This is a genomic window from Streptomyces sp. NPDC048288 (assembly GCF_043201555.1).
In the GTDB taxonomy this organism is placed as follows: Bacteria; Actinomycetota; Actinomycetes; order Streptomycetales; family Streptomycetaceae; genus Streptomyces.
Window position 1 is genome coordinate 78,435 of record NZ_JBICZD010000018.1, and the last position, 22,468, is coordinate 100,902.

The following is a 22,468-nucleotide window of genomic DNA, read 5'->3' on the forward strand; positions in this document are numbered from 1 at the left end:
GTCGTGAGAGAAGCGGTCATCCGGCGTGTCGCGTGCGGCGCGCCCGGTACGCGTCCTGGACGAACCCCCCGGCGAACCCGGCCGCGCCGGCCGCGAACAGGCCGAGCAGGACGGAGGTGAGCGCGCTGTCGGCCCCGCCGCCGGCGGTCAGGTTCATCAGCGGGCTGTCCATGATCGACATGGTGGCGGTCATGGAGGGTCCGCCGACCAGGTCGGCCGCCAGGAACAGGACCGACCAGACCAGGCCGGTCTGTACGGCGGTCAGCGCGGCGCGCGTCGCCCGGGTGGTCTGCTGCGGCCGGCCGTCCCGCCCCAGGGGCACGGGCGTACGGGCGGCGGTCAGGATCCCGCAGGCGAACAGCACCGCCAGGACGGCCAGCAGCAGTCCGAGGCGTACGACCGGGCTGCCGGTGGCGTCCGCGAGGCTCATGGTGCGGTGCGGCGGGGTGAAGCCGCCGCCGCCCGAGCTGCCGGTGAGACCGCTGAGCAGGCCGCCGCCGGACAGTCCGCTGAGCAGGCTGCCGAGTGTGCTGCTCGTGTCCATCACGCCCTGGAAGGACATCGTCCACGAGGCGCCGATGCCCGTCGACAGGACGGCGATCACCGCGTTCGGTGCCGCGAGGAGGATGGTTCCGGCCGCCTTGCCGCCGTCGTCGCCCGCCAGGAACCAGGCGCCGACGGCACCGGCCGCGGTGAGGGCGGCCGTGACCGGCAGCAGGACGGAGGCGGTCGCGGAGAGCGCGGGGCCGAGCGTCGTCCGGAGCCTGCCCGTGGCGAAGGGGATCGAGAAGCGGGGCCGCCGGGTCGCCGCCACGCCGAGCAGCAGGACGACGAGCAGCCAGGCCAGTCCGGCGAACACGGTGATCGCCACGTCGGCTTCGAAATCCACGGTGGACAGGCTCGACGAACCGCCGGACCCGCCGAGCAACCCGCCACCGGCACCGCTGCCGACACCGCTGCCGACACCGCTGCCGGTGAGCCTGCCCAGCAGACCACCGCCGCCGGAGCCGGCACCCGAACCGGCACCCGAACCGCCGCCGAGCAGCCCGCCGAGGCCGCCACCCGGTCCCCCGCCCGCCGAGCCGGGCTTCACCTTGGCCGTCAGCGACTGGGGAAGTTCCAGGCTGCCCCTGCCGAAGGGCGAGAAGACCATGAGGAGCACCAGCCAGGTCACCAGCGCGGCGGCCACCCGGGCGAACATCGTCTCGGCCGTGACCTTGCGGCCGCGCAGCCCCCGGAAGAACACCGGCAGCACGGCCACGGCGCCGGCCAGGGTCACCCCCAGCGGCATACCGCGCAGACCGCCCGCCATCCCCATGGACAGCAGGCCGCCGCCGGATCCGCCGGAGAAGTCCGCCGAGCCGCCGACGGCCAGGCAGACCAGCGTCACGGCGGCCGGTACCAGAGAGGTTGCCGAGGAGGCCCCCGTGAGGGTCAGCCCCAGCAGGGCCACCGTGAGCATCGCGGCGAACGCGGCGACGGCCGCGCCGGACCCGGCGATCAGGTTCTGCAAGCCCGTGACGGCCGGGCCGGCGGCCACCGGGGTACGAGGGCCCCGGGGCGGACGGGCGGGACGCGGCGGAAGGGTGTCGGGCCGGGTCGCGCCCGACGTCAGTGCGGGGTGTTGGCTCATGGTCGGCGAGCCTGGCGGTCACTTCCGAGGTTCCTCTGAAGGGTTCTGAGAGAAACCTGCGAGGTCGGCGGGGTCCGGTGCCGGTCACGCCGGCCTGACCAGGCCGGTGTCGTAAGCGAAGATCACGGCCTGGACGCGGTCGCGGGCGCCGACCTTGGCGAGGATGCGGCTGACGTGGGTCTTGACGGTGGATTCGGCGAGGTTGAGGCGTTCGCCGATCTCGGCGTTGCTCCAGCCGGTGGCGATGCCGGTGAGCACCTCGCGCTCGCGCTCGGTGAGTGCGGAGAGCGTCTTCTCCTGTTCGGGGCTGCGGCCGGGGAGACGGTCGGAGAAGGCGTCGATGAGTTTGCGGGTCAGGCCGGGCGCGATGACCGCGTCTCCGGCGGCCACCGCGCGGATGCCGGCGACGAGTTCGTCGGGCAGCGCGTCCTTGAGCAGGAAGCCACTGGCACCGGCGCGCAGGGCGGCGTACGCGTGCTCGTCGAGGTCGAAGGTGGTCAGGACCAGGACATGGGAGCGGCCGCCGGACTGGACGATGCGGCGGGTGGCCTCGATGCCGTCCATGCCGGGCATGCGGATGTCCATCAGGACGACGTCGGGGCGGAGTTCGGCGGCCTTGCGGACCGCTTCGGCGCCATGGCCGGCCTCGCCGACCACGCTGAGGTCGGGCTGCTGTTCCAGGAGCATGCTGAAGCCGAGGCGTTGCAGGGCCTGGTCGTCGACGATGAGAACGGTGGTCATGCCGGTGGGTTCTCCGTGTGAGCGGGGGGATGGGTCGGGGGTGGCAGGAGCCGGGCGCGGACGGTCCAGCCGCCCCGGGAGTTGGGACCTGAGCCGGCCTGCCCGCCATACAGGGCGGCTCGTTCGCGCATGCCGACCAGGCCGTGACCGCCGCCTTCCCGGTCGGTACCGGGCGGCGGGGCGAGGGCCGGTCCGCTGTCCTCGACGGCGATGTCCACGGCGTCCGGCTCGACGGCGATGACGACCCTGACGGTGGTGTCGGCAGCCGCGTACTTGAGGGTGTTGGTCAGTGCTTCCTGGACGATGCGGTAGACGGCGAGCTGGACTCCCTGGCCCAGGCCGGTCAGTTCGCCCTCGGTGTGCAGGGTGACGGTGGGACCGGCCGCCCGGACCCGCTCCAGCAGGGCGTCGAGGTCGGCCAGGCCGGGTTGTGGCGCGAGCGGGGCCTGTTCCGTCTGCTCGCGGTCGTCCGCGCGGACGACCGCGAGCAGACGGCGCAGTTCGGCGAGGGCGCCACGGCCGCTGTCGGCGATGATGCGCAGGGTCTCGGCGCCGCGCCTGGGCGAGGTCTCGGCGAGCCCGGCGGCGCCGTCGGCGAGCCCCACCATCACGGACAGGGTGTGGCCGAGGATGTCGTGCATCTCCCGGGCGACCCGGGCCCGTTCGTCGGCCACGGCGAGCCGGGCCCGCTGGTCACGCTCGATCTCCAGGCGGACGGCCCGGTCCTCGAGCGCGGCGACGTAGGCGCGGACGATCCGGCCGGCCAGCCCCAGCCCGACCGCGGCCAGCGTGCCGACGACCAGCACGGTCACCATGGCCGGGACCTGGGTGAGATAGGCGGTGGGCCCGTACGAGGAGAGGATCAGGCCGGTCACGACCGCCTCGGGAAGGCTGACCGCGCAGGCGACGGCCAGTTCGACCGGGGTCCCCAGCCGGGCCACGTTGTACAGGGCCACGAGCCGGCTGGCGTTGGAGCCCGTCATGACCCCCGTGGCCATGTCCGCCACGGACACGGCCGCGACGACCGCGAAGACCGGCATGGGCCGGCGCTCCCGCCACAGCAGCGGGACGGTGAGTCCGAGCACCAGCGCCACCACCATGGGGACGCCCGGCCCGGCACCGCCGACGGCCTTGGCCAGCGCCGGGAGTCCGAATACGGCCAGCAGGGCCGGCAGCCCCCAGCGCCTGACCCGCGGGTGCGCCTGGTCGGCCCGGTTCACCCGCGCCGACCAGGACAGTAGCCGGACGATCATGCGGTGTTCGGAGTCGCCCAGCAGGGTCGAGGGGTCCCCGGCCGGCTCCGTCGTCGGCGGTGAGGTCATGACGTGCGTCTCCATGGTGCGGGAGGACCGCCCGCCGGCCCTTCGGGGGAAGTAGAGCCGGCGGGCGGGGTCCGAGGTGTCGGCCTGGGCGGGGGCCGGGCCGACCTGGACTGATCAGAGCAGATCGGGGCAGATCAGGGCCGGTCAGGCATGCCCGTCCCTGGACCGGATCGTACGGCCGTCGGCTCAGCTTCGGCCCGGCGACGCGGGCGCCAGCGGTTCGTGCTGCCCGTCAGGCTCCTGATCCTGGGAGTTCTGCCGCTGGGGGTTCTGCCCCTTGGGGTTCTGCCCGTCGTTCTGCCGCTCGGCGAGGGCGTGCTGGAGCTTCTCGCCCTCGACGTCCACGTCGGGCAGCAGGCGGTCGAGCCACTTCGGCAGCGCCCAGGCACGCTGGCCGAGCAGGGTCATGACGGCCGGTACCAGGGTCATGCGGACCACGAACGCGTCGAACAGGACGGCGGAGGCGAGGCCGAGGCCGATCGACTTGATCAGTGCCACGTCGTCCAGGAGGAAGCCGCCGAAGACGGAGATCATGATGATGGCCGCGGCCGTGACCACCCGGGCGCTGTGCCGGAAGCCGGCGACGACCGCCTCGGTGGGCTCCGCCCCGTGGACGTACGCCTCGCGCATCCGGGTCACCAGGAAGACCTCGTAGTCCATGGCGAGACCGAACACCACGCCGACCAGGAAGATCGGCAGCACGCTCACGATCGGCGAGGTCTGGTCGACGCCGAGGGCGTCGGCGAACCAGCCCCACTGGAACACCGCGACCACGACACCCAGCGTGGCGGCGAGGCTGAGCAGGAAGCCGAGGGCGGCCTTGAGCGGGACCAACAGCGAGCGGAAGACCAGCAGCAGAAGCATCAGGGCCAGGCCCACGACCACGGCGAGGTAGGGCACGAGGGCGTCGGAGAGCTTGGCGGAGACGTCGATGTTCAGCGCGGTCAGACCGGTGACCATCATCGCCGCGCCGGTGTCGCTCTGGTACGAGGCACCCTGGTCGCGGATGTTCGAGACCAGGTCGATCGTCGCCTGGCTGTTCGGGGAGCTGTCCGGCACGACCCGGATCAGCGCCACGTCTCCGGAGGCGTTGAACTGGGCCGGGCTGACGGAGGCGACGTCGTCCATCTTCTTGAGCAGGGTGACGGCGTCGCCTGCCGCGCTCTTCGCGCCGTCGCCGGCGCGGGCGTCGACGACCACGGTCAGCGGGCCGTTGTAGCCGGCGCCGAAGCCCTTGGTCACGGTGTCGTAGGCGATGCGTGCGCTGCTGCCGGGGGCTGCGACGGAGTCGTCGGGCATCGCCGTCTCCAGCGACAGCGCGGGAACGGCCAGGGCCAGCAGGCCCACGACGGACACGGCGAGCATCTTCACGGGGTTGCGGGTGACGAAGTTCGCCCAGCGCACGCCCATCGGCATGCCGTGGCCGTGCTCCAGCCGCCTCATCCGCCGGGTCTTGAGCCTGCCCTCGAAGATCCGCGTCCCGGCGAAGCCGAGCATCGCGGGCAGCAGGGTCAGCGCGATGAGCACCGCGAGCGCCACCGCGAAGGCGGCCGACAGGCCGATGTCGGTCATCATCCGGATGCCGATGACGCTGAGCCCGGCCAGCGCGATGATCACGGTGAGACCGGCGAAGACGACCGCGGATCCTGCGGTGCCCAGGGCCCGCCCCACGGCCTCCTCGGGGTCGTGGCCGTCCTTCAGCTCGTTGCGGTAGCGGGAGACGATGAACAGCGCGTAGTCGATGGCGACCGCCAGGCCCAGCATCAGGGCGAGGGTCGGGGCGGAGGAGCTGAGGTTCCACAGGTGGGTGGCGATGGTGATCGAGAGCATCGCCATGGCGACACCGAAGATCGCGGTCAGCAGGGGCAGACCGGCGGCGGCCAGCGAACCGAAGGTGATGACCAGCGCGACCGCCGCGACCGCGAGCCCGATCAGCTCGGCGGCACCGCTCTCGGCCTTCTCCTTGACGGCGGTGCCGCCCATGCTGACGGTGAGTCCCGCCTTGTCACCTTCCTCGGCGACCTTGTGCAGGGCGTCCTTGGCCGCCGTGCTCACCTCGGCCTGCGCGACCTTGTAGGTCACCTGCGTGTAGGCGATGGTGCCGTCCTCGCTGACCGCGCCGGAGAGGTACGGGTCCGAGACGCTCGCCACCTGCGGAGCCGTCCTCAGCCCGGTGACGAGGCTCTCGACCTCCTTCTTGGCGCTGCCGGCGGTGAGCGTCTCGCCGTCCGCCGTCTCGAAGACGATGCGCGCGCTCGCCCCGTCCGCCGACGCCTGCGGGAACTCCTTCCCGAGCAGGTCGAGTGCTCGCTGCGACTGACTGCCGGGGATGGTGAAGCTGTCGCTCGCGCTGCCCGACGTCTTCACGGCGCCGAGCCCGAGGCCCGCCACTACGACGATCCACAACAAGGTGACCAGCCGGCGTCGCCGGAAGGCGAGCCGGCCCAGCCGGTACAGGAACGTGGCCACGGAGTACTCCCGGTCCTTGGAAGAGGGCCGGTCCGATCGCCGGGCCCGAAAATCACGCTAGGAGCGCTCCGAGCCGGATCAGCGGCACAAACGGACCGAGTAAGGGCAGTGGCCGTAGTACCTGAGTACCACGGCCACTCATCCCCTGATCCACTCAGACAGCCGCGGGCATCCTCTCCACGCGCGGCGCCTGCCGGTCACCGTCCAGTGCGCTGTCCTGCGGGCAGTAGACGCGCAGGACGTACAGGAACGCGCCGTCCGCCGTCGGCAGCCAGTTGCTCTCCGGCATGGTGGTGGGCGCGGCGGGCTGGAGGTAGACATCGGTGGTGCCGTCCGCGTCGGCTTCCAGCGCCGACCGGTCGTTGATCTTGTAGCGGCCGATCGAGTTCACCGGCACGTCCATCTGTATGCCGTAGTACGCGATGCCCGTCACAGCAGGCGGAGCACGCCGACGACCTTGCCGAGGATCCGTGCGTCGTCGCCGGGGATCGGCTGGTAGGCCGGATTGCGCGGCATGAGCCACACCCGCCCGTCGCCTTCCTGCCGACGCAGGACCTTCACGGTGGCCTCGTCGTCCAGCAGCGCGGCGACGATGTCTCCGTGGTCGGCGCTGTCCTGGCGTTTCACGGTGACGATGTCGCCGTCGCAGATCGCCGCGTCGATCATGGAGTCGCCGGAGACGGTCAGGGCGAAGACTTCGCCGTCGCCGACGATCTGCCGGGGCAGGGCGTAGACGTCCTCGACCATCTCCTCGGCGAGCAGCGGGGCACCGGCCGCGATGGTCCCGACGAGCGGGACCTCGACGGCCGCGTCGCTTCTGCCGCTCAGATCGGGTGCCCATGTGGGCCTGACCTGGTAAGCGCGCGGGGTGTGCGGGTCGCGGTAGATGACGCCCTTGTTCTCCAGCGCCAACAGCTGGTGGGCGACCGAGGAGGTGCTGGCGAGGTGTACGGCCTGGCCGATCTCCCGCATGGACGGCGGGTATCCCTGCCGGGCGACCGCTTCGGCGATGTAGCGGACGATCGCCTCCTGGCGGCTCGTCAGCTTTCCGTCCGTGGTCTGCGGGCCTGGGGGCCGGCCCCGGCGCGGGGTGTTGCTGTCGTTCATGCCGGAGCCTCCGTATCTGCGTGTTCGCGTGTCCGCACAAGATCCGCTGACGCGAGCCTAACCCGCCACTCCCGGTAAATGAAACACTCTTTCGGGTAAGGCTCGGGGGAGCCGATCACGGCCCTGTGACCGCCGCCGTGTCTACCACGCGTGCCAGAGTTCACCGTGACGGTGGCGGACCGGGGGGACGTCCACGTCGTCAAGGTCGTGGCCGGCGTGGTGCAGTCCGCGGATCCGCTGGACTTCGAGTCGGGCCCGGAGCCGGGCACGACGTTCGGCCGTAGCGATCTCCGCGGGGAATGAGCCCTTTCTGCAGGAGAGCACCATCGGCTGCCAGGAAGTGACGCGGCGCAGCGTCTTCGTCGGAGCAGGGCGACGACCTTCGCGGGCGGCTCGGGCCAGTACGGCGTGTGCATAGCGCAGGTCGTACAGGGACATGGACTCCGACGCGCCGTCTCGGACGCGGAGTCGCCAGGGAGTCGTGCGAACAGTCCTGGACATCGAGAACCTCCGTAGGGTCCTCCGGGCTCTCCAGAGGTACCTACGGCGGGTGCGAACTGGTCAGCACAGCTAGACGAATCAGTCCGATGTGATCAGTGGTCATACGCGATTAGCGAGCGGGTCACTGGTGCGCCGGTCTTGTTGTTGTGCCAGATGGCGGCGGCCGGGCCCGCGGGCACTTTCCGAACGAGACGGCCGCCCTCAAGTGCGTCTACATGGCGCTGATGAGCCTGGACCCCACGGGCAACGGCCGCAAGAGGTGGACCATGCGCTGGAAGGCGCCTCTCAAAGCCTTCCAGATCGCCTTCGAAGGCCGCCTTACCCCCGCCAACAACTGACCAACTCAATAACCAAGATCAGCCGTTAAGTTGGCTCACCCGCTCCGGCAGCGGGCAGGGCCTCGTTGCATTTTTGAGGCTGGCCCCGAGTTCTGAAGCCGCTGGAGTGGGCACGGTTGCTTCATGCAGAAGTGGGAGCAGCAACTGGTGATCTGTCAGCCGTCACCCGGGGGAGACATAGCTCATGAGGCAAACAGGCTGCTGCGTCGCTTCGGCGAGCAGGGTTGGGAGCTCGTCAGTCACGCGCCGCACAGGACCTATAACCATGGGGAGGGCGTCTGGGCGTTGTCGTTCACATTCAAGCGCCCTCGGGCAGACGAATGAGTCCGATTCAGAGGTTCAGCGGTCACTGAGGCTGGCGGCCACGGCGGTCAGTCGGTCCATGGCGTGCGCCACGCCGAGACCGTCCATGTAGTCGCGAACATGCAGGATCTGACTGTTCCGGATCCGCATCACGAGGAGGCCGGGGAAGCTGAAGGACCGGCCGGTCGTGGTGACGGTCCCGGAGACGACCTGTTCGACGACGATCACCTCCGGGTCGGTGTTCTCGTGCACGATGACCTCGCGGATCTCCTGCGGTTGCGTTGGGCTTGCACCCCAGGCCGCTCGGTAGCCCGCGCGGACCTCTTCGCGTCCCTGGTAGCGCTCGGGCATGCCGGGGAAGAGGAAGGGGAACTCGTGTACGGCGTCAACCGCATACAGATCGGCCAGGTCGTCCGCGGACTTGTCGAGCATCGCCCGCTGGTAACGGGCCAGGACCTCACGAGGGCCGAGGTCGGCCGAGGTTGTGTCCGGCATGGCGGTTGGACTCCGTTCAGTCATCGTGTGGACGGTTTCGTTCGAGCGCTGAGTCAGAACTTCAGGAATTTGGGCGTGCGGACCAGGCGAGGGCCTCCAAGATCCGGTTGTGACGCCCGACTTGGAGACCCTCTTGACCGCACTCTATGTGAAGATCGACGACGAGATCGGAGGAACGCGATGGATGGGGCGACCTCCCCTGCTCAGCGACTCCGAACTCGTCTGCCTGGCGGTAGCTCAGGCACTGCTCGGCTACCGCTCCGAGGCGCGGTGGCTGCGGTTCGCTCGCAAGCGCCTGTCCGGCCTGTTCCCGTACCTGCTGCAGCAGTCCGGCTACAACAAGCGTCTTCGTGCAGCGTTGCCACTGGTCAAGCGCATGATCCGGGAGCTGGCCATGGAAAGCGGCTTCTGGACGGACACCGTGTGGATCACCGATTCCACACCGGTGCCCTGTGGCATGTCACGCCCGACCGTGCAGCGCTCGAACCTGGCGGGCTGGGCCGGCTACGGCTACTGCGCCTCCCACTCCCGCTTCTTCTGGGGTCTGCGCCTGTACCTGGTCTGCACGCCGACGGGCATGCCGATCCTGTGGGCGCTGGCCAACCCGAAGATCGGTGAGCGGGAGGTCCTGGCCGCGATGCTTGAGGTGGACGCCGAGCTGGTCGCCCGACGGGAGGGCATCCTGCTTATCTCAGACAAGGGATTCACCTCGAAGGCGTTCGAGAAGGACCTCGCCGGGCTCGGCGTTGAGTTGCTGCGACCCTCGCGAAAGCGCGAGAAGAAGCGCCACGGCGAGCCGATGCTCAAGAAGGTCCGCCAGCTGATCGAGTCGGTCAATGACACCCTCAAAGGCCAGCTCGACCTGGAACAACACGGCGGACGGACCTTCGAGGGCGCCGCGATCCGAGTCGCCCAGCGCGTCCTCGCGCTGGCCGCCGCCATCTGGCACAACAACAAGACCGGCGCACCAGTGACCCGCTCGCTAATCGCGTATGACCACTGATCACATCGGACTCATTCGTCTAGGCTCCTCCCCCACTCGTCGGTGAACGATCCAGCAGCAGCACAGTAGTCGCCCGGAGGAATAGGGCCGAGCCGTTTACTCGCCCCCCTCGTCGCCAGGCACCCCCGCTCCTGCGTGCCCGTTTCGTCGCGGTCCGCGGAGCCGGCGATGCCCGGCACGTGCCCGGAACTGTGGCTTCCACCACGGCGCATGCGGTCTTGATCTGCTGTGATCACCGGGTGCTCGGTTTCCTCCTCCGTCTTCTGCCGTTCTGGGTCCGTGAGCCCCTGCTCATCATGCTCGGGTCCGTTCTCGGCGTACGCCTCCTGTATCTCGCCGTCCGCGATCCCGACTGGGGTGTGGCCGGTTTCGGCGTTGTGTTCCTCGTGTTCACCGCGGTGCGCGTCCACACGGTGGTACGGGCCCTGCGCGCACGCCGTAACCCGAGTCCGGCGCCCTCCTCGGACACGACCGCCGTCGCCGCTGCTCCCCCGGTCCCGACCACCGGAGCCGTACCGCGTCCCGCGCCGGTCACTCCGGAGAAGGAGCCCAACGCATGGGGCCAGGCCTTCGCGGCCGTGGCCGTGATCGGGGCACTCGCGGGCGTGCTGTGGGCGGCCCCACACGTGCTGCCGTCGGACGACACCACACCGCAAGCCGCCTCGTGTCCGGGCGGGGAGAACGAGAAGCTGCCGAAGGCCTACCAGCGGACACCCCGGCCGGTGACCGGTGGTGAACTGTGCACGGCGCTCAACCGGCCGGAGCTCGCCCAGCTTCTCGGAACGCCTGGAGAGGTCGCGAACTCTGCTTCGGGCTCGAACAACACCGCCGCCCTCACCGACGGGAAGGTCGCCCAACCAGAGGCCCAGGTCGCGTTCGACACGTACACCGTGAACGTCTCGGCCACGTACAACAAGCTCACGACCGACCAGTACGTGAAGCTGATGAAGTACGGGAACGAGCGGGACATCAAGACGCTTTCGGTTCTCGGCCGGCCCGCGGTCCTCTCCTCGGATCACACCATGAAGATCGAGATCAATCTCGGGAGCGGCACATCCGGCGGACCGGTCGAAGAGGGGCCCCTGGCCAGGACCCTGTCCGTGGCCCTGGACCGCCACGACCGGGGCGGCTACTGCGAAATCACCGTGTGGAGCACGTCCGGAACCCTCCCGAACGACAGCGCCCTCCTCGACATCGCCGAGCAGGTCCTCCCGGGGATCCCCGAACCGCCTGTGCGATGAGACGCGCGAGTCCGGGACCGCTGCCGCTGAGGGCGGTCTTCGGCCTCGGCCGGGAGCGGGGCTGGGCGTCAGGGAGCACAACAGCAGCCGTAGCCCCGCGGGCAAGGGGGATCAGTTGACGCCTCGCTCCCTTCCCTCCCAGTACGGCTCGCGCAGTTTGAACTTCTGGATCTTGCCGGTGGCCGTCCGTGGGATCGAATCCCTGAACTCCACGCTCGTCGGCGCCTTGTACCCCGCCATGCGCTCCTTGCAGTGCGCGATGATCTCGGCCTCCGAGACCGACTCTCCTTCGGCCAGCACCACCAGTGCCTTGATCGTCTCGCCCCACTTCTCGTCGGGCACGCTGATCACGGCCACTTCGGTCACGGCCGGGTGGCGGAAGATCACGTCCTCCACCTCGATCGACGACACGTTCTCGCCACCGGTGATGATCACGTCCTTCTTCCGGTCCGAGATCGTCAGGTGACCGTCCTGGGCGTCGATCGTGCCTCCGTCGCCGGTGTGGAACCAGCCTTCCTCCAGGGCGACTTCGCTCTCCTCGGGCTTGCCCCAGTAGCCGTCCATGGCCGTGTTCGAGCGGGCCAGCACCTCGCCCGTATCGGAGACCCGCAGTTTCACCCCGAGCGCGGGCAGTCCCGCACGTGACAGCTTCCGGGCCCGTTCCTGCGCGGAGAGGTGCTCGTCGGCGGGGCGGGTGCGGTTGAACGTCAGCAGCGGAGACGTCTCCGTGAGGCCGTAGATCTGGGTGAACTCCCAGCCCAACTCCTCGTCCACCCGCTGGATCAGCCTGCTCGGAGGCGGCGCTCCCGCGCACACGATCCGCACGCGCTCCCGGCCGGGCACCGGTCCCTGCCAGTCCGCCGCCGCGTCCAGGACCGCCTGCCACACGGGGGGCGCCCCGCACATCAGGGAGACCCCGTGCTCGTCGACCCGTCGCAGGATCTCCGCGCCGTCGACCTTGCGCAGCACCACCTGCTTCACGCCGAGACCTGCCATCACGTACGGCATGCCCCAGCCGTTGCAGTGGAACATCGGCAGTGTGTGGAGGTAGACGTCTTGCTCCCACACCCGCGTGTGCAGGCCGAAGGTCAGGCCGTTGACCCAGATGTTGCGGTGGGTCAGCTGCACGCCCTTCGGGCGGGCCGTGGTACCGGACGTGTAGTTGATCGTCGCCGTCGCGTCCTCGTCCGGCGCGGACCAAGGGCGCGGCTCGACACCGAACCGCATCACCTCCGAGTCCGTCTGCTCCCCGAGCACGTAGCGGTGCCGCACCTTGATCCCCGACAGCGCACCGTCCAGTTCCGGGTCGGTCAGAAGGACCGACGCCCCGCTCTGCTGCACGATGTAGTCGACCTCGTCCGGCTTCAGACGGAAGTTGACCGGAACACAGACCCGCCCGCTCATGGGAAGCGCGAACAGCAGTTCCAGGAGACGCGCGGAGTTGTGGCTCGCCACCGCCACCCGCTCGCCCTCCCGTACGCCCAGCGTGTCGAGACCGGCCTGCCAGGCGCGTACACGTTCGGCGAAGGTCCCGTACGTGCCCGTCGGCACGGCCGGCGCGGGCTGGTTCGGCTCGTCCACCACGCCCACGCTGTCGCGGAAGCCGAGTTCCGCACGCTCCAGGAAGTCCGTGATCGTCATGGGTACACGCATCAGTACCGCCTCTTCGCAGATAGGGGCCGACCCTGCCCGGAGCACCTCCGGCTTCGGCCAGGGGACCTGGGTCGTGCGTCTGGTGTCCGAGCCGCACCGTACCCGTGCCCACGCCGCCGCAGACGCTCAACACCGCCTTCCTGACGTGCCTCTTGAAGCGTGTGCCCCGGTGCGCACCGGGCCGAGGCCCGGTCGCGTACCGGCGTCGACCGAGCGAGCGGAGGTGATTCAGGCGCGGTCCTCGGGTGCGACGTAGTCGAAGGTCGGGCCTACGGCGAGACCGTCGTCGTCCTGGAGGGCCATCAGGCTCTGGGCCTGTCCCTTGACCGCGTACATCGTGCCCACCGACATACCCAGCATCGCCGGGTTGCCGTTGAAGGCCTGCTCCAGCTGCTGCAGCATCTTGCAGTACGTCTGGTTGAACGCCTCCTGCGCGGTGCGGACCGGGCTGCCCTCGGGGTGGTCCTCCAGCCGCGGGTTGGGACGCAGGGGGCGGATCCCGGCGGGGTCCACGGTCACCGCCTCCTCGGTGGGGCCGGACTGAGGCGTGTCACCGGGCTGGTAGCGCCGGCCCAGCGCGAGTTCCTGGAAACGGTAGTAGTGCGAGACCGCCTTGGTCCTGGGGTGGAACAGGTCGATGTCCCCGTCCCAGACATCGGCGCGGGCGGCGCCCTCACCCTGCTCGACGATCTCGTCCAGCGCCGCAAGCGCCGAACTCAGATCGGTGACCGGGCCGAGGTGCCCCGCCGTGTGGGCGAACGGGCCGCCGGCCACCTGCCGGGCGGGGTCCCCGCAGAAGACCTGGTCCTCGCCCAGTTCGGCGCACAGTCGCCGCAGACCCTTCTCGATCGCGTCGTAGAACTGCCCGATGGTCTCGTAGCCGTCGTCCTCGGCCGGGTCTCCCGGGTGCGCCGGCTGTTCGAGACGGAGGAACATCCCGAGGGCGTCCTGCCCGAACGGCAGAAGGGCCAGCTCGATGGACGGGTCGGCGTGCGGCATGGTCCGCGGGTGGGGAGGCAGCAGGTGCGGCGCGTCCAGGCGGGGCTGTCCGCCGACCGCGTTGAGCAGGTTCGCGGCCAGGGCGAGGTGGATCATCTCCTCGACGAAGACACCGCCGAGGAGCTGTGCGGCCTCCGCGTTCCGCTCGGGATCGAGGGAGTACAGGGCCGTCAGATACGGCGGCAGCGTGGCGTGTTCGACTTCGATGGCCCACTGCAGGTGCCTGCGCAGGTCTTCCAGGGTCGCGATGCCGGTCGCCGAGGCGGTGTCGAACGTGCCGGACTGGTCCTGAAGCATGGAGGGGGGTCTCGCTTTCCGTGTCGTTGACGCAGGGGCCTGGACTCACCTCACTGACAGGGCAGACAAAACATCTGTGACAACAGGTCGGGAACCACCGTGGGCCGTGCCTCACACGCACGGGTCGCTGCATGGCAGATGTGAGATAGTGTTTCGACCTTCGGCCGGCGGGACACCTTGCCGACCCGCCGCCCCTCCTGGTGCTCACATTGCCCGGCGAGTCATCCATGAAAGGTGTGTCCCGTGGCCGAGCTGTTCTATGACGCCGACGCCGACCTGACCGTCATCCAGGGCCGCAAGGTCGCGGTCATCGGCTACGGCAGCCAGGGCCACGCCCACGCGCTGTCGCTGCGCGACTCCGGTGTCGACGTCCGTGTCGGTCTGCACGAGGGCTCCAAGTCCAAGGCGAAGGCCGAGGAGCAGGGCCTGCGCGTGGTCACCCCGGCGGAGGCCGCCGCCGAGGCCGACGTCATCATGATCCTCGTCCCGGACCCGATCCAGGCCCAGGTCTACGAGGAGTCCATCGCCCCGAACCTGAACGACGGCGACGCGCTGTTCTTCGGCCACGGCCTGAACATCCGCTTCGGCTTCATCAAGCCCCCGGCCGGCGTCGACGTCTGCATGGTCGCCCCCAAGGGCCCGGGCCACCTGGTGCGCCGTCAGTACGAGGAGGGCCGCGGCGTCCCGTGTCTGGTGGCGGTGGAGCAGGACGCGACGGGTCGGGCACTTCAGCTCGCGCTGTCGTACGCCAAGGGGATCGGCGGCACCCGCGCCGGCGTCATCAGGACGACCTTCACCGAGGAGACCGAGACCGACCTGTTCGGTGAGCAGGCCGTCCTCGCCGGCGGTATCACCGCCCTGGTCAAGGCCGGTTTCGAGACCCTGGTCGAGGCCGGCTACCAGCCGGAGATCGCCTACTTCGAGTGCCTGCACGAGCTGAAGCTGATCGTGGACCTCATGTACGAGGGCGGCCTGGAGAAGATGCGCTGGTCGGTCTCCGAGACCGCCGAGTGGGGCGACTACGTCACCGGCCCGCGGATCATCACCGACGCCACCAAGGCCGAGATGAAGCAGATCCTCGCGGAGATCCAGGACGGCACCTTCGCCAACAACTGGATGGCCGAGTACCACGGCGGTCTGAAGAAGTACAACGAGTACAAGACCGCCGACTCCGAGCACCTGCTGGAAACCACCGGCAAGCAGCTGCGCAAGCTGATGAGCTGGGTCGACGAAGAGGCGTAGCCCCCGCTCGGGCGGCGGTTCGGGGCCCGCTGAGGCCCCCGTCCGATGGCAGACCAGCTCGATGAAGAAGGCCGTGTTCATGGTGAATGCAGCGGGGGCGGGCGGCACGCCGCACGAGGATGACCGGGCACCAGGGCAGCAGGCGGCCCGGGACATCGACGGGTTGGCGTCGGTGTTCGCCAATTTCCGTCAGTACCTCATGGGATGGGATGCGCGGAGCCGCCCGGGGTCCGTGGCCGATCAGTTCCGCAGCGGGCTCGCCACTCCGCAGTTCAACGGCGTGGTACGAGTGCGGTCCGCCTCCGCCGTCGGGCAGGCCGTGGCCACCGCCCGCGCGGAGCTGGCGGGTCTTCCCTGGTGGTGGTGGGTCGGACCGGACAGCCCCGAAGGTACCGCCGACGCCCTGCAGCGCCATGGAGGGCGGGAGTTCGCCGTCCTCCCGGTGATGGTGCGTTCGCTCGGCCACTCGGCCGGACCGGACGACACGCTCGATCCTGCTGGTTCGGACGATGCCCCCGTCGGCCTCACTGTGGAGACGGTCGGGGATGGGGACCGGCTGGCGGAGCTGGTCCGGACGTACCGGACGTCCATGGGTATCGCTCCCGGCCTGGAGCCCGAGATGGTGCGCATCGAGTCGCGGCGCGAGGACAACGCGGACATCGTCCGGCTGGCCGCGGTGCTGGACGGCCGGGTGGTCGGGTCGACGGTGGTGATCACTGCCCAAGGGGTGGCCGGGATCTTTCTGGTGCACGTGGCCGAAGCACATCGCCGACGGGGCATCGGTACGGCCCTGACGGTCGCCGCGCTCCGGGCGGGCCGGGAAAGGGGCATGCGCTCCGCCGCGCTCGTCGCCAGCCCCGCGGGCAAGCCCCTGTACCGGCGCTTCGGCTTCACGACGAGGGCCGAGTACCGGTTGTTCGCCTTCCCTGCCTGACCGGACATCCGTCACCCTGCGGGGCTCCCCTTGAGATAGCGGAGCAGGTCTTCGTCGGCGTCCTCCGCGCCGAGCTGCCGCACGACCTCCTCGACCGCCTGGTGGAGAAGGGGCGTGCCCAACCGCAGCACGTCGTCGGCGACGGCGGTGAGTTCGATCTCGACGCTCCGACGGTCGCGCGGCGAGGTGTGCGTGGTGATCAGGCCCCGGTCCTGCAGACGGGTCACCAGGCGGCTGGTGGCGGACTGGCTGAGGCCTATCCCGCCGGCCAGGTCGTTGAGGTAGAGCAGCCCCGTTCCGGCTCGCGCGCTCTCCCGCAAGGCCCGAAGGGCGTAGAACTCGCTCACCCCCAGGCCCAGATGCCGATGAAGGTGTCGCTCCATCCGGCTCTCGATCCGGCGATGGACACGGGTCAGCCGGTTCCACTGCGTGATCAACGTGGCATCGTCGCTCATGACCGATGGTCTCCCTGGTGAGTGTCCTCGGCGTCCCGGCAGGACCGGGCGGCCGGTGAGCTGCCGGCGCTCGTCTGCATCATGTGGACAAGAGTGGGGCCGCCGTTGTGACAGCCAAGTGAGTGTCACAACATCATGGCGTGGTCGGTCATCACGGTATGAGTCAATCCTTGGAGTCCGCGACCGGCACCGATGAGCCGGTCACCGTGATCAAGAGCTACACCGTGCCGGCGGACGAGGCCGACTACTTCACCGAGGTGCACCAGGAGAACGCCCGGATCATGGCGGCACAGCCCGGCTTCCTCCGCTCTCGACTGCACCGTCCCCTGGCCGACGCCCCCGAGACGCGGTTCGTCCACGTCGCCGAGTGGACCTCGGGCACCGCGCTCGACGAAGCCACCGGGAACCCCGAGTGGCACGCCTCGTTGCAGCGCATGTTCGACGACCCGGGCCTTCACATCACCTCGGAACCCGCCGGCTATCGCGTCGTGGTCGAACTCCACCCCTCCTGACAGCAGCGACGGCCGCGCGTTCGTGAGGCGCGCGTCGGTCGCCGGTCTGGCAGGACGGGGGGAAGGCCACGGTCTCGCGGTCGCCGCAGGCCATCGGAGAGGGAAGGAAGCAGGGGCTGTGAGCAATCGGGGCGGCGGTCGGACGGACGGCGGGACGGTGCCGAGGCCGTTCCTTCGGGTCATGGTCAGGCGTGACCCCGGGGAGGCGCACCGCGCCGCGACACCACTGGAGCTCCTGTTCGACCTGTGCTTCGTGGTCGCCGTCGCCCAGGCGGGCGACAGGCTGGTCCATGCCGTGGTGCACGGTCACACCGCTCACGGGGTCGCGGGGTACGCCATGACCTTCTTCGCCATCTGGTGGGCCTGGATGAACTTCACCTGGTTCGCCACCGCCTACGACACGGACGACGTGCCCTACCGGATCGCCACACTGGTGCAGATCGCGGGCGTGCTCATCCTGGCGGCCGGCGTGCCACGGGCCTTCGACCATGCGGACTACACGGTCGTGGTGGCCGGCTACGTGGTGATGCGGCTGGCCCTGACCGCCCAGTGGCTCAGGGCGGCACGCGGTGAGCGGGGCGGCCCCCGCGTCACGACCCTGCGGTACGCGGCCGGCATCGTCCTCCTGACGGTCGGCTGGGCGGCCTTCGGGTTCCTGCCCCGCGGTGGCGTCCAGACGGGGGTGTTCGTGCTGCTCGCGGCCGCCGAACTGGCCGTACCCGTGGTGGCCGAGCGCAGCGGTCCCACCCCCTGGCATCCTGGGCACATCGCCGAACGCTACGGACTGTTCACCCTGATCGTCCTGGGCGAGACGGTCGTCGCGGCGACCCTGGCCGTGCAGCGAGCGGTGGACAGGGGGAGTTCCACGGACCTGCTGCCGATCGCGGCCGGTGGCCTGCTGATCGTCTTCGCCGCCTACTGGACCTACTTCATCGTGCCCATCCACGAACATCTGCGAGGCGGGAAGAGCGCGTTCCTGTGGGGATACGGCCACTACCTCGTGTTCTGCAGCGCCGCGGCGATCGGCGCCGGACTCCACACGGCGGTCGAGCAGGTCACCGGCGAGGCACCCGTCGGCACCCTGACCGGCGCCGCCGCGGTCACCCTTCCCACGGCCGGATTCGTCTTCTTCACCTGGCTCCTGCACGCACGCCACTACAAGCCGTCGCTACGGCAGCAGATCGTCCTCCCGCTCACCGCCGCCGCGATCCTGGCCTGCACGTTCACGGGCACCTGGGCGGTGCTGTGCGCCGGCGGAGTGGCGGCGGCGAGCGTGGCGGCGTCCTTGACCATCCGTCACCACACGTTCGTGTCGGGCGCCCGGCGCCCTGGGACCCCGCCGGGGCGTTGAGGGAGACAAGGGCCGGCGCTTCAGCCGGCCTCCGTCCGGCCGGGCAGGATCATGCCGGAACCCGCACGGCCGCCGGGCCGAGAGCCGATCGGCCGGACGGCGCCGGCAAGCGGTGGACTCCCCCTTCGGGGACGAGGAGCCGCACGAGGCCTTCCAGGTCTCCGGTGCCGGCGGCGGTCCGGAACGCGGTGACGAGACGCCGGTGCGACGCGGCGGGCACCGGCCGCTCACGGTCGCAGTCGAGGCGTGCCTGCGCGCGGTGGACCACCACCCGTGCGTGCGGGGCGTTGATCCGCAGCAGCTCCGCGAGATCGGCGTAGGTGAAGTCGAAACCCTTCCGGAGCACGTAGGCGGCCAGTCGATCCGGTGTCAGCCTCGCCATGAGCAGGGCCAGGGCCGCCTCGACCGCCGCGGTTCGCTCGGCGCTCAGCAGCGGATCCTGGGTGGACCGGTCGCCGAGGTCGGCCGCCTGCGGGTCGGCCGGGGTCTCGTGGCGGTGCCGTCCCGACTGGATGACGTTGATCGCCAGGCGGGTGGTGGCGGTGGTGAGGAACGCGGCCGGATTCTCGATCGACGCACGGTGGGTGAGCTGCCAGCGCAGCCACACCTCCTGAACCACGTCCTCGGCTCCCGAGGCGTCGCCGAGAATGCGGTAGGCGATGCGGAACAGTCGTGTCCGCTGGGCCAGGAAGACGTCGAGAGCGAGGTCCAGGTCGTCCTCGTCCGGCCGGACGGTCGAGGGCTCGGCCGGTGTCGTGGTCTCCGGACTGGGGGCGGGCATCGGGGACTCCTCTTCGTGGACGGGCACCCCTCAAGGGCGTTGGTTCCACCCTCCGTCGGAGTCACCACCCACCGCGCCCTTGATCCCCGTGGTCGAGTCCGTGGGGACCCCCGGGGGGTCCGGGGGGGGCCGGGGGGGTCCGGGGGGGTCCGGGGGGGGCCGCACCGGCCCTCAGCCGGCTCGTACCGTGGTCTCGTCTCTGGTGTGCGTGGCCAGGGTGCTCGCGAGGGCAGCCGGCAGCGCGCGACGGGAGTTGATGCCGAGCTTGGTGTACACCTTCCGCAGGTGCCACTCCACGGTGTGCGGGCTGATGAACAGCTCCGCACCGATCCTGGCGTTCGTCATGCCGTCGGCGGCTAGCGTCGCGACCTGCGACTCCTGGGGGGTGAGGGAACTCGCCGGCTGGTCCTCCCGTGCCCTGACGTGCTCCCCGGTGGCGAGCAGTTCGCGGCGGGCCCGTTCGGCGAACGCGTGCGCCCGCATTCCGTCGAACATCTCGTGAGCCGTACGCAGGTGATCCCGGGCCAGGGATCGGCGGTTGCCGCGGCGCAGCCACTCGCCGTACAGCAGGTGGGTGCGTGCCACCTCCACGGTCACGGTGCCGCGGCCGAACTCCTGGATCGCGGTGCGGTAGAGACGATCGGCCTCGTCACCCTCGGCGAGCAGGGCCCGGCTGCGGGCGCCGGCGCCACGGGCCCAGCCGGAGTCGGCGGCCCCGGTGAGTTCGACCAGCCGGGCCAGCGAGGCGCGGGCCTCGGCGAGTTCACCGCACCGGGTGGCGGCCTCGACGTGTTCGACCAGCGAGAGGCCGGTGAAGTTGAACCCGTCGTGCTCGATGCCGGTGCGGGCGGCCTCCAGGGCGTCCTCGTAACGTGCCAGGCCGTTGAACAGCACCCCTTGGATGTAGCCCATGGCGCCCAGCAGGGACACCTCGCCCCGTTCGTCGGCCCGTTGCCTGGCCTCCTCGATGATGCCGGCGGCGACGTCCGCCTCGCCCCGCCACGCGGCCAGGACGAGCGTCGCGTACTTGTGGGGGGCGTGGCCGGTCGCGGCCGCGAGCGCGTCGGCCTCGTCGATCATCCGGGCCGCCTCGGCGAAGTCACCGCGGTGGATGTGCACCCCGGCGGCGTAGATGAGGGCAGGTGGCAGCGCGCCCAGCGCCCCGATGTCACGGGCCAGGCGCACCGCGCGGCTCGACAGGGTGTCCCACGCGTGCAGGTCCCAGCCGTAGTGGATGAACGCCTCCAGCGCGACCGGGACCAGCAGAAGCCAGCGCATGGTCGCCTCACGGGTGCCGAGTTCCTCGTGTGCGAGGGGTTCCAGCGCACCGCGCAGGGCCGGGACACCGGTCTCGTAGCCGTCCGCGAGGAGCGCGGCCACACCGTCCAGGAGCAGGTCGGCGGCCCGGGAGCAGGAGGGGGGCGCGCCGGAGCCGCGGGCCGCGATCGCGGCGGCCCGGGCACCTGTCGGACCGTGCACCCGGCCCGCGAAGACGGTCGCGCCGATCGCCTCCAGGTACGTCTCCCGCGCCAGTGGCGACCCGGCGGCGGTGAACTGGGCGGCGGCGTCGAGGAAGAGAGGTGCCGCCTCGTCACTGCGGCTGCGGGCGAAGAGGATCCTGGCCCGCAGCCGCGCCAGCCGGGCGCGGTCCAGGTCGCTCAGGGGACAGAGTTCGGCCACCGTCGCCAGCTCGGTGGCCCGGTCGGGCGCGGCAGCCGAGAAGTGTGCCTCGGCGGCGGCGAGGGCTCGGCGCCCGCGCGGCCACCGGTCCGGCGTCGCCTCGACCGCGCGTTCGAGCAGGACCGCCTCGGCCGCGATCCCGCCGCGCTGCCGCGCACGGTCGGCGGCCCGCTCCAGCCCTGCGGCGACCTCTTCGTCCGGCCCGTCGGCGGCCTGGGCGGCGTGCCAGGCACGCCGGTCGGGGTCCAGCACGGGGTCCGTGGCCTCGGCCAGCGCCCGGTGTACCGCTCGGCGTTCCTCGGGCTCGGCCCGGTGGTACACCGCCGAACGGACCAGCGGATGCCGAAACCGAACGGACTCGCCGAATTCGATCAGGCCGGCCGCCTTGGCCGGTGCGGCATAGGGCGTGATCTTGAGAATGGCGGCCGCGCGGACCAGCAGGCGCGCGTCACCGACGGGTTCCGCGGCGGCGATCAGCAGCAGGGTGCGGGTGGCCGCCGGCAGCGACCCGAGCCGGTTGGCGAAGTCCTGTTCGACCCGGCCGGCGACCGGTCCCTGGATGCCCGGGTGACTCGACGAGTCCAGGCCGTAGGCGAGTTCGGCGGCGCTGCGGCCACGGGAGAACTCGAGCAGTGCGAGGGGGTTGCCGTGCATCTCGGCCACGAACCGGTCACGGACCCGCTTCTCCAGCTTCCCGCCGACGGCGCCCTCCAGGAGTTCTCCTGCCGCGATGGTGTCGAGACCGCCGACCGTCAGCGCCGGAAGACCCGTGAGCGCGGCCTGCCCCTCGGGGTCGCGCACCGCGAACGTCATCGCGACCGCTTCGGCGAGCAGTCGCCGGGCCACGAACTCCAAGGTCTGCAAGGACACCTGGTCCAGCCACTGGGCGTCGTCGACCAGAACGAGCACCGGCCGGGTCTCCGAGGCGCGGGTGAGCAGGGTGAGCACGGCGAGGCCGACCAGGAAGCGGTCGGGCGGGTCTCCGGCCGCCATCCCGAACGCCACGCGGAGGGCGTCGCGCTGGGGTTCCGGCAGTTCGCCGAGTTCGTCCAGGAACGGCGCGCACAGTTGGTGCAGGCTCGCGTAGGGCAGTTCCATGTCGGCCTCGATGCCGTGTGCCCACGTCACCTTCACCCCCGAGGCCCGCGCGGCCACGTACTCCAGCAGCACCGACTTCCCGATGCCCGCCTCCCCACGGAGCACCAGTACTCGGGACCCGCCTTCGCGCAGGCCGACCAGCAGGTCGTCGAGCGCCGCGCACTCGCGGTCTCGGCCGACCAGGTCCGGAAGCGGGCTGGCGATCATGGAACGTGGCTCCTTCGGGGAATCCGGGGGACGGGAAGCTTCCACAACGGTTGACGCAACGATCCTTGCCACGATACCCGCGACAGTGCCCACACGTTGTGTCGGA

19 protein-coding genes and 1 pseudogene are annotated in these 22,468 nt (G+C 70.6%); 8 read left to right on the plus strand and 12 right to left on the minus strand.

What is annotated here, in order from left to right; translation table 11 throughout:
- Positions 1 to 16 precede the first annotated feature (16 nt).
- From ACGFZS_RS44240 to lexA, 6 genes are all read right to left on the minus strand, one after another.
- Entirely contained in the window at positions 17 to 1,633 is a 1,617-nt protein-coding gene (locus ACGFZS_RS44240) for a streptophobe family protein (protein WP_393799902.1), read from the minus strand.
- A gap of 84 nt (positions 1,634 to 1,717) precedes the next feature.
- A complete protein-coding gene (locus ACGFZS_RS44245; RefSeq protein WP_393799903.1) occupies positions 1,718 to 2,374 on the minus strand; it encodes a response regulator in 657 nt (218 codons plus the stop codon).
- Positions 2,371 to 3,696, minus strand: a complete 1,326-nt coding sequence (locus tag ACGFZS_RS44250; protein ID WP_393799904.1) for a sensor histidine kinase — start codon at positions 3,694 to 3,696, stop codon at positions 2,371 to 2,373. Before ACGFZS_RS44250 ends, ACGFZS_RS44245 begins: the two co-directional genes overlap by 4 nt.
- A gap of 186 nt (positions 3,697 to 3,882) precedes the next feature.
- Positions 3,883 to 6,165 (minus strand): MMPL family transporter, encoded by a 2,283-nt coding sequence (locus tag ACGFZS_RS44255; RefSeq protein WP_393799905.1) that lies wholly within the window; start codon positions 6,163 to 6,165, stop codon positions 3,883 to 3,885.
- 154 nt (positions 6,166 to 6,319) lie between these two features.
- The gene (locus tag ACGFZS_RS44260; RefSeq protein ID WP_393799906.1) at positions 6,320 to 6,598 is read right to left on the minus strand and encodes a DUF1214 domain-containing protein; all 279 of its coding nucleotides are present in this window, start codon (positions 6,596 to 6,598) and stop codon (positions 6,320 to 6,322) included.
- Positions 6,595 to 7,272 (minus strand): transcriptional repressor LexA, encoded by a 678-nt coding sequence (gene lexA / locus ACGFZS_RS44265; RefSeq protein ID WP_393799907.1) that lies wholly within the window; start codon positions 7,270 to 7,272, stop codon positions 6,595 to 6,597. The genes ACGFZS_RS44260 and lexA overlap by 4 nt, the downstream gene beginning before the upstream one ends.
- A gap of 150 nt (positions 7,273 to 7,422) precedes the next feature.
- Between lexA and ACGFZS_RS44270 the strand changes: the two genes are divergently transcribed.
- Together ACGFZS_RS44270 and ACGFZS_RS44275 are read left to right on the plus strand one after the other, a co-directional pair.
- Positions 7,423 to 7,575, plus strand: coding sequence for a hypothetical protein (locus tag ACGFZS_RS44270; RefSeq protein WP_393799908.1), 153 nt, complete (start codon positions 7,423 to 7,425; stop codon positions 7,573 to 7,575).
- Between the two features lie 362 nt (positions 7,576 to 7,937).
- Positions 7,938 to 8,111, plus strand: a pseudogene (locus tag ACGFZS_RS44275) (IS256 family transposase); the annotation flags it as partial.
- Positions 8,112 to 8,450: 339 nt separating this feature from the next.
- On the opposite strand, the gene ACGFZS_RS44280 reads toward ACGFZS_RS44275, so the two are convergent.
- Positions 8,451 to 8,909, minus strand: a complete 459-nt coding sequence (locus tag ACGFZS_RS44280) for a nuclear transport factor 2 family protein (protein ID WP_393799909.1) — start codon at positions 8,907 to 8,909, stop codon at positions 8,451 to 8,453.
- 109 nt (positions 8,910 to 9,018) lie between these two features.
- Here ACGFZS_RS44280 and ACGFZS_RS44285 point away from each other — a divergent pair, with 109 nt between their 5' ends.
- Both ACGFZS_RS44285 and ACGFZS_RS44290 read left to right on the plus strand, forming a co-directional pair.
- Complete coding sequence (locus ACGFZS_RS44285) at positions 9,019 to 9,912, plus strand: IS982 family transposase (protein ID WP_393799910.1); 894 nt, start codon at positions 9,019 to 9,021, stop codon at positions 9,910 to 9,912.
- A 239-nt stretch (positions 9,913 to 10,151) separates the two neighbouring features.
- Entirely contained in the window at positions 10,152 to 11,153 is a 1,002-nt protein-coding gene (locus ACGFZS_RS44290; protein ID WP_393799911.1) for a DUF6215 domain-containing protein, read from the plus strand.
- 111 nt (positions 11,154 to 11,264) lie between these two features.
- On the opposite strand, the gene ACGFZS_RS44295 is transcribed toward ACGFZS_RS44290, so the two are convergent.
- Positions 11,265 to 12,806: an AMP-binding protein gene (locus tag ACGFZS_RS44295; protein WP_393799912.1), complete on the minus strand. Its 1,542-nt coding sequence runs from the start codon at positions 12,804 to 12,806 to the stop codon at positions 11,265 to 11,267.
- Positions 12,807 to 13,034: 228 nt separating this feature from the next.
- Entirely contained in the window at positions 13,035 to 14,102 is a 1,068-nt protein-coding gene (locus tag ACGFZS_RS44300) for a ferritin-like protein (protein ID WP_393799913.1), read from the minus strand.
- Positions 14,103 to 14,345: 243 nt separating this feature from the next.
- Here ACGFZS_RS44300 and ilvC point away from each other — a divergent pair, with 243 nt between their 5' ends.
- Together ilvC and ACGFZS_RS44310 are read left to right on the plus strand one after the other, a co-directional pair.
- Positions 14,346 to 15,344, plus strand: coding sequence for a ketol-acid reductoisomerase (gene ilvC, locus ACGFZS_RS44305; protein ID WP_393799914.1), 999 nt, complete (start codon positions 14,346 to 14,348; stop codon positions 15,342 to 15,344).
- A gap of 232 nt (positions 15,345 to 15,576) precedes the next feature.
- A complete protein-coding gene (locus tag ACGFZS_RS44310; RefSeq protein ID WP_393799915.1) occupies positions 15,577 to 16,278 on the plus strand; it encodes a GNAT family N-acetyltransferase in 702 nt (233 codons plus the stop codon).
- Positions 16,279 to 16,289: 11 nt separating this feature from the next.
- On the opposite strand, the gene ACGFZS_RS44315 is transcribed toward ACGFZS_RS44310, so the two are convergent.
- Entirely contained in the window at positions 16,290 to 16,733 is a 444-nt protein-coding gene (locus ACGFZS_RS44315; protein WP_393799916.1) for a MarR family winged helix-turn-helix transcriptional regulator, read from the minus strand.
- A gap of 158 nt (positions 16,734 to 16,891) precedes the next feature.
- Between ACGFZS_RS44315 and ACGFZS_RS44320 the strand changes: the two genes are divergently transcribed.
- Positions 16,892 to 17,245: an antibiotic biosynthesis monooxygenase family protein gene (locus ACGFZS_RS44320; protein ID WP_393799917.1), complete on the plus strand. Its 354-nt coding sequence runs from the start codon at positions 16,892 to 16,894 to the stop codon at positions 17,243 to 17,245.
- 181 nt (positions 17,246 to 17,426) lie between these two features.
- A complete protein-coding gene (locus tag ACGFZS_RS44325) occupies positions 17,427 to 18,596 on the plus strand; it encodes a low temperature requirement protein A (RefSeq protein ID WP_393799918.1) in 1,170 nt (389 codons plus the stop codon).
- Between the two features lie 49 nt (positions 18,597 to 18,645).
- On the opposite strand, the gene ACGFZS_RS44330 is transcribed toward ACGFZS_RS44325, so the two are convergent.
- Both ACGFZS_RS44330 and ACGFZS_RS44335 read right to left on the minus strand, forming a co-directional pair.
- On the minus strand, positions 18,646 to 19,377 hold the full coding sequence (locus ACGFZS_RS44330; protein WP_393799919.1) for a sigma factor: 732 nt from the start codon (positions 19,375 to 19,377) through the stop codon (positions 18,646 to 18,648).
- A 171-nt stretch (positions 19,378 to 19,548) separates the two neighbouring features.
- Positions 19,549 to 22,362: an ATP-binding protein gene (locus ACGFZS_RS44335; protein ID WP_393799920.1), complete on the minus strand. Its 2,814-nt coding sequence runs from the start codon at positions 22,360 to 22,362 to the stop codon at positions 19,549 to 19,551.
- Between the last annotated feature and the right edge of the window lie 106 nt (positions 22,363 to 22,468).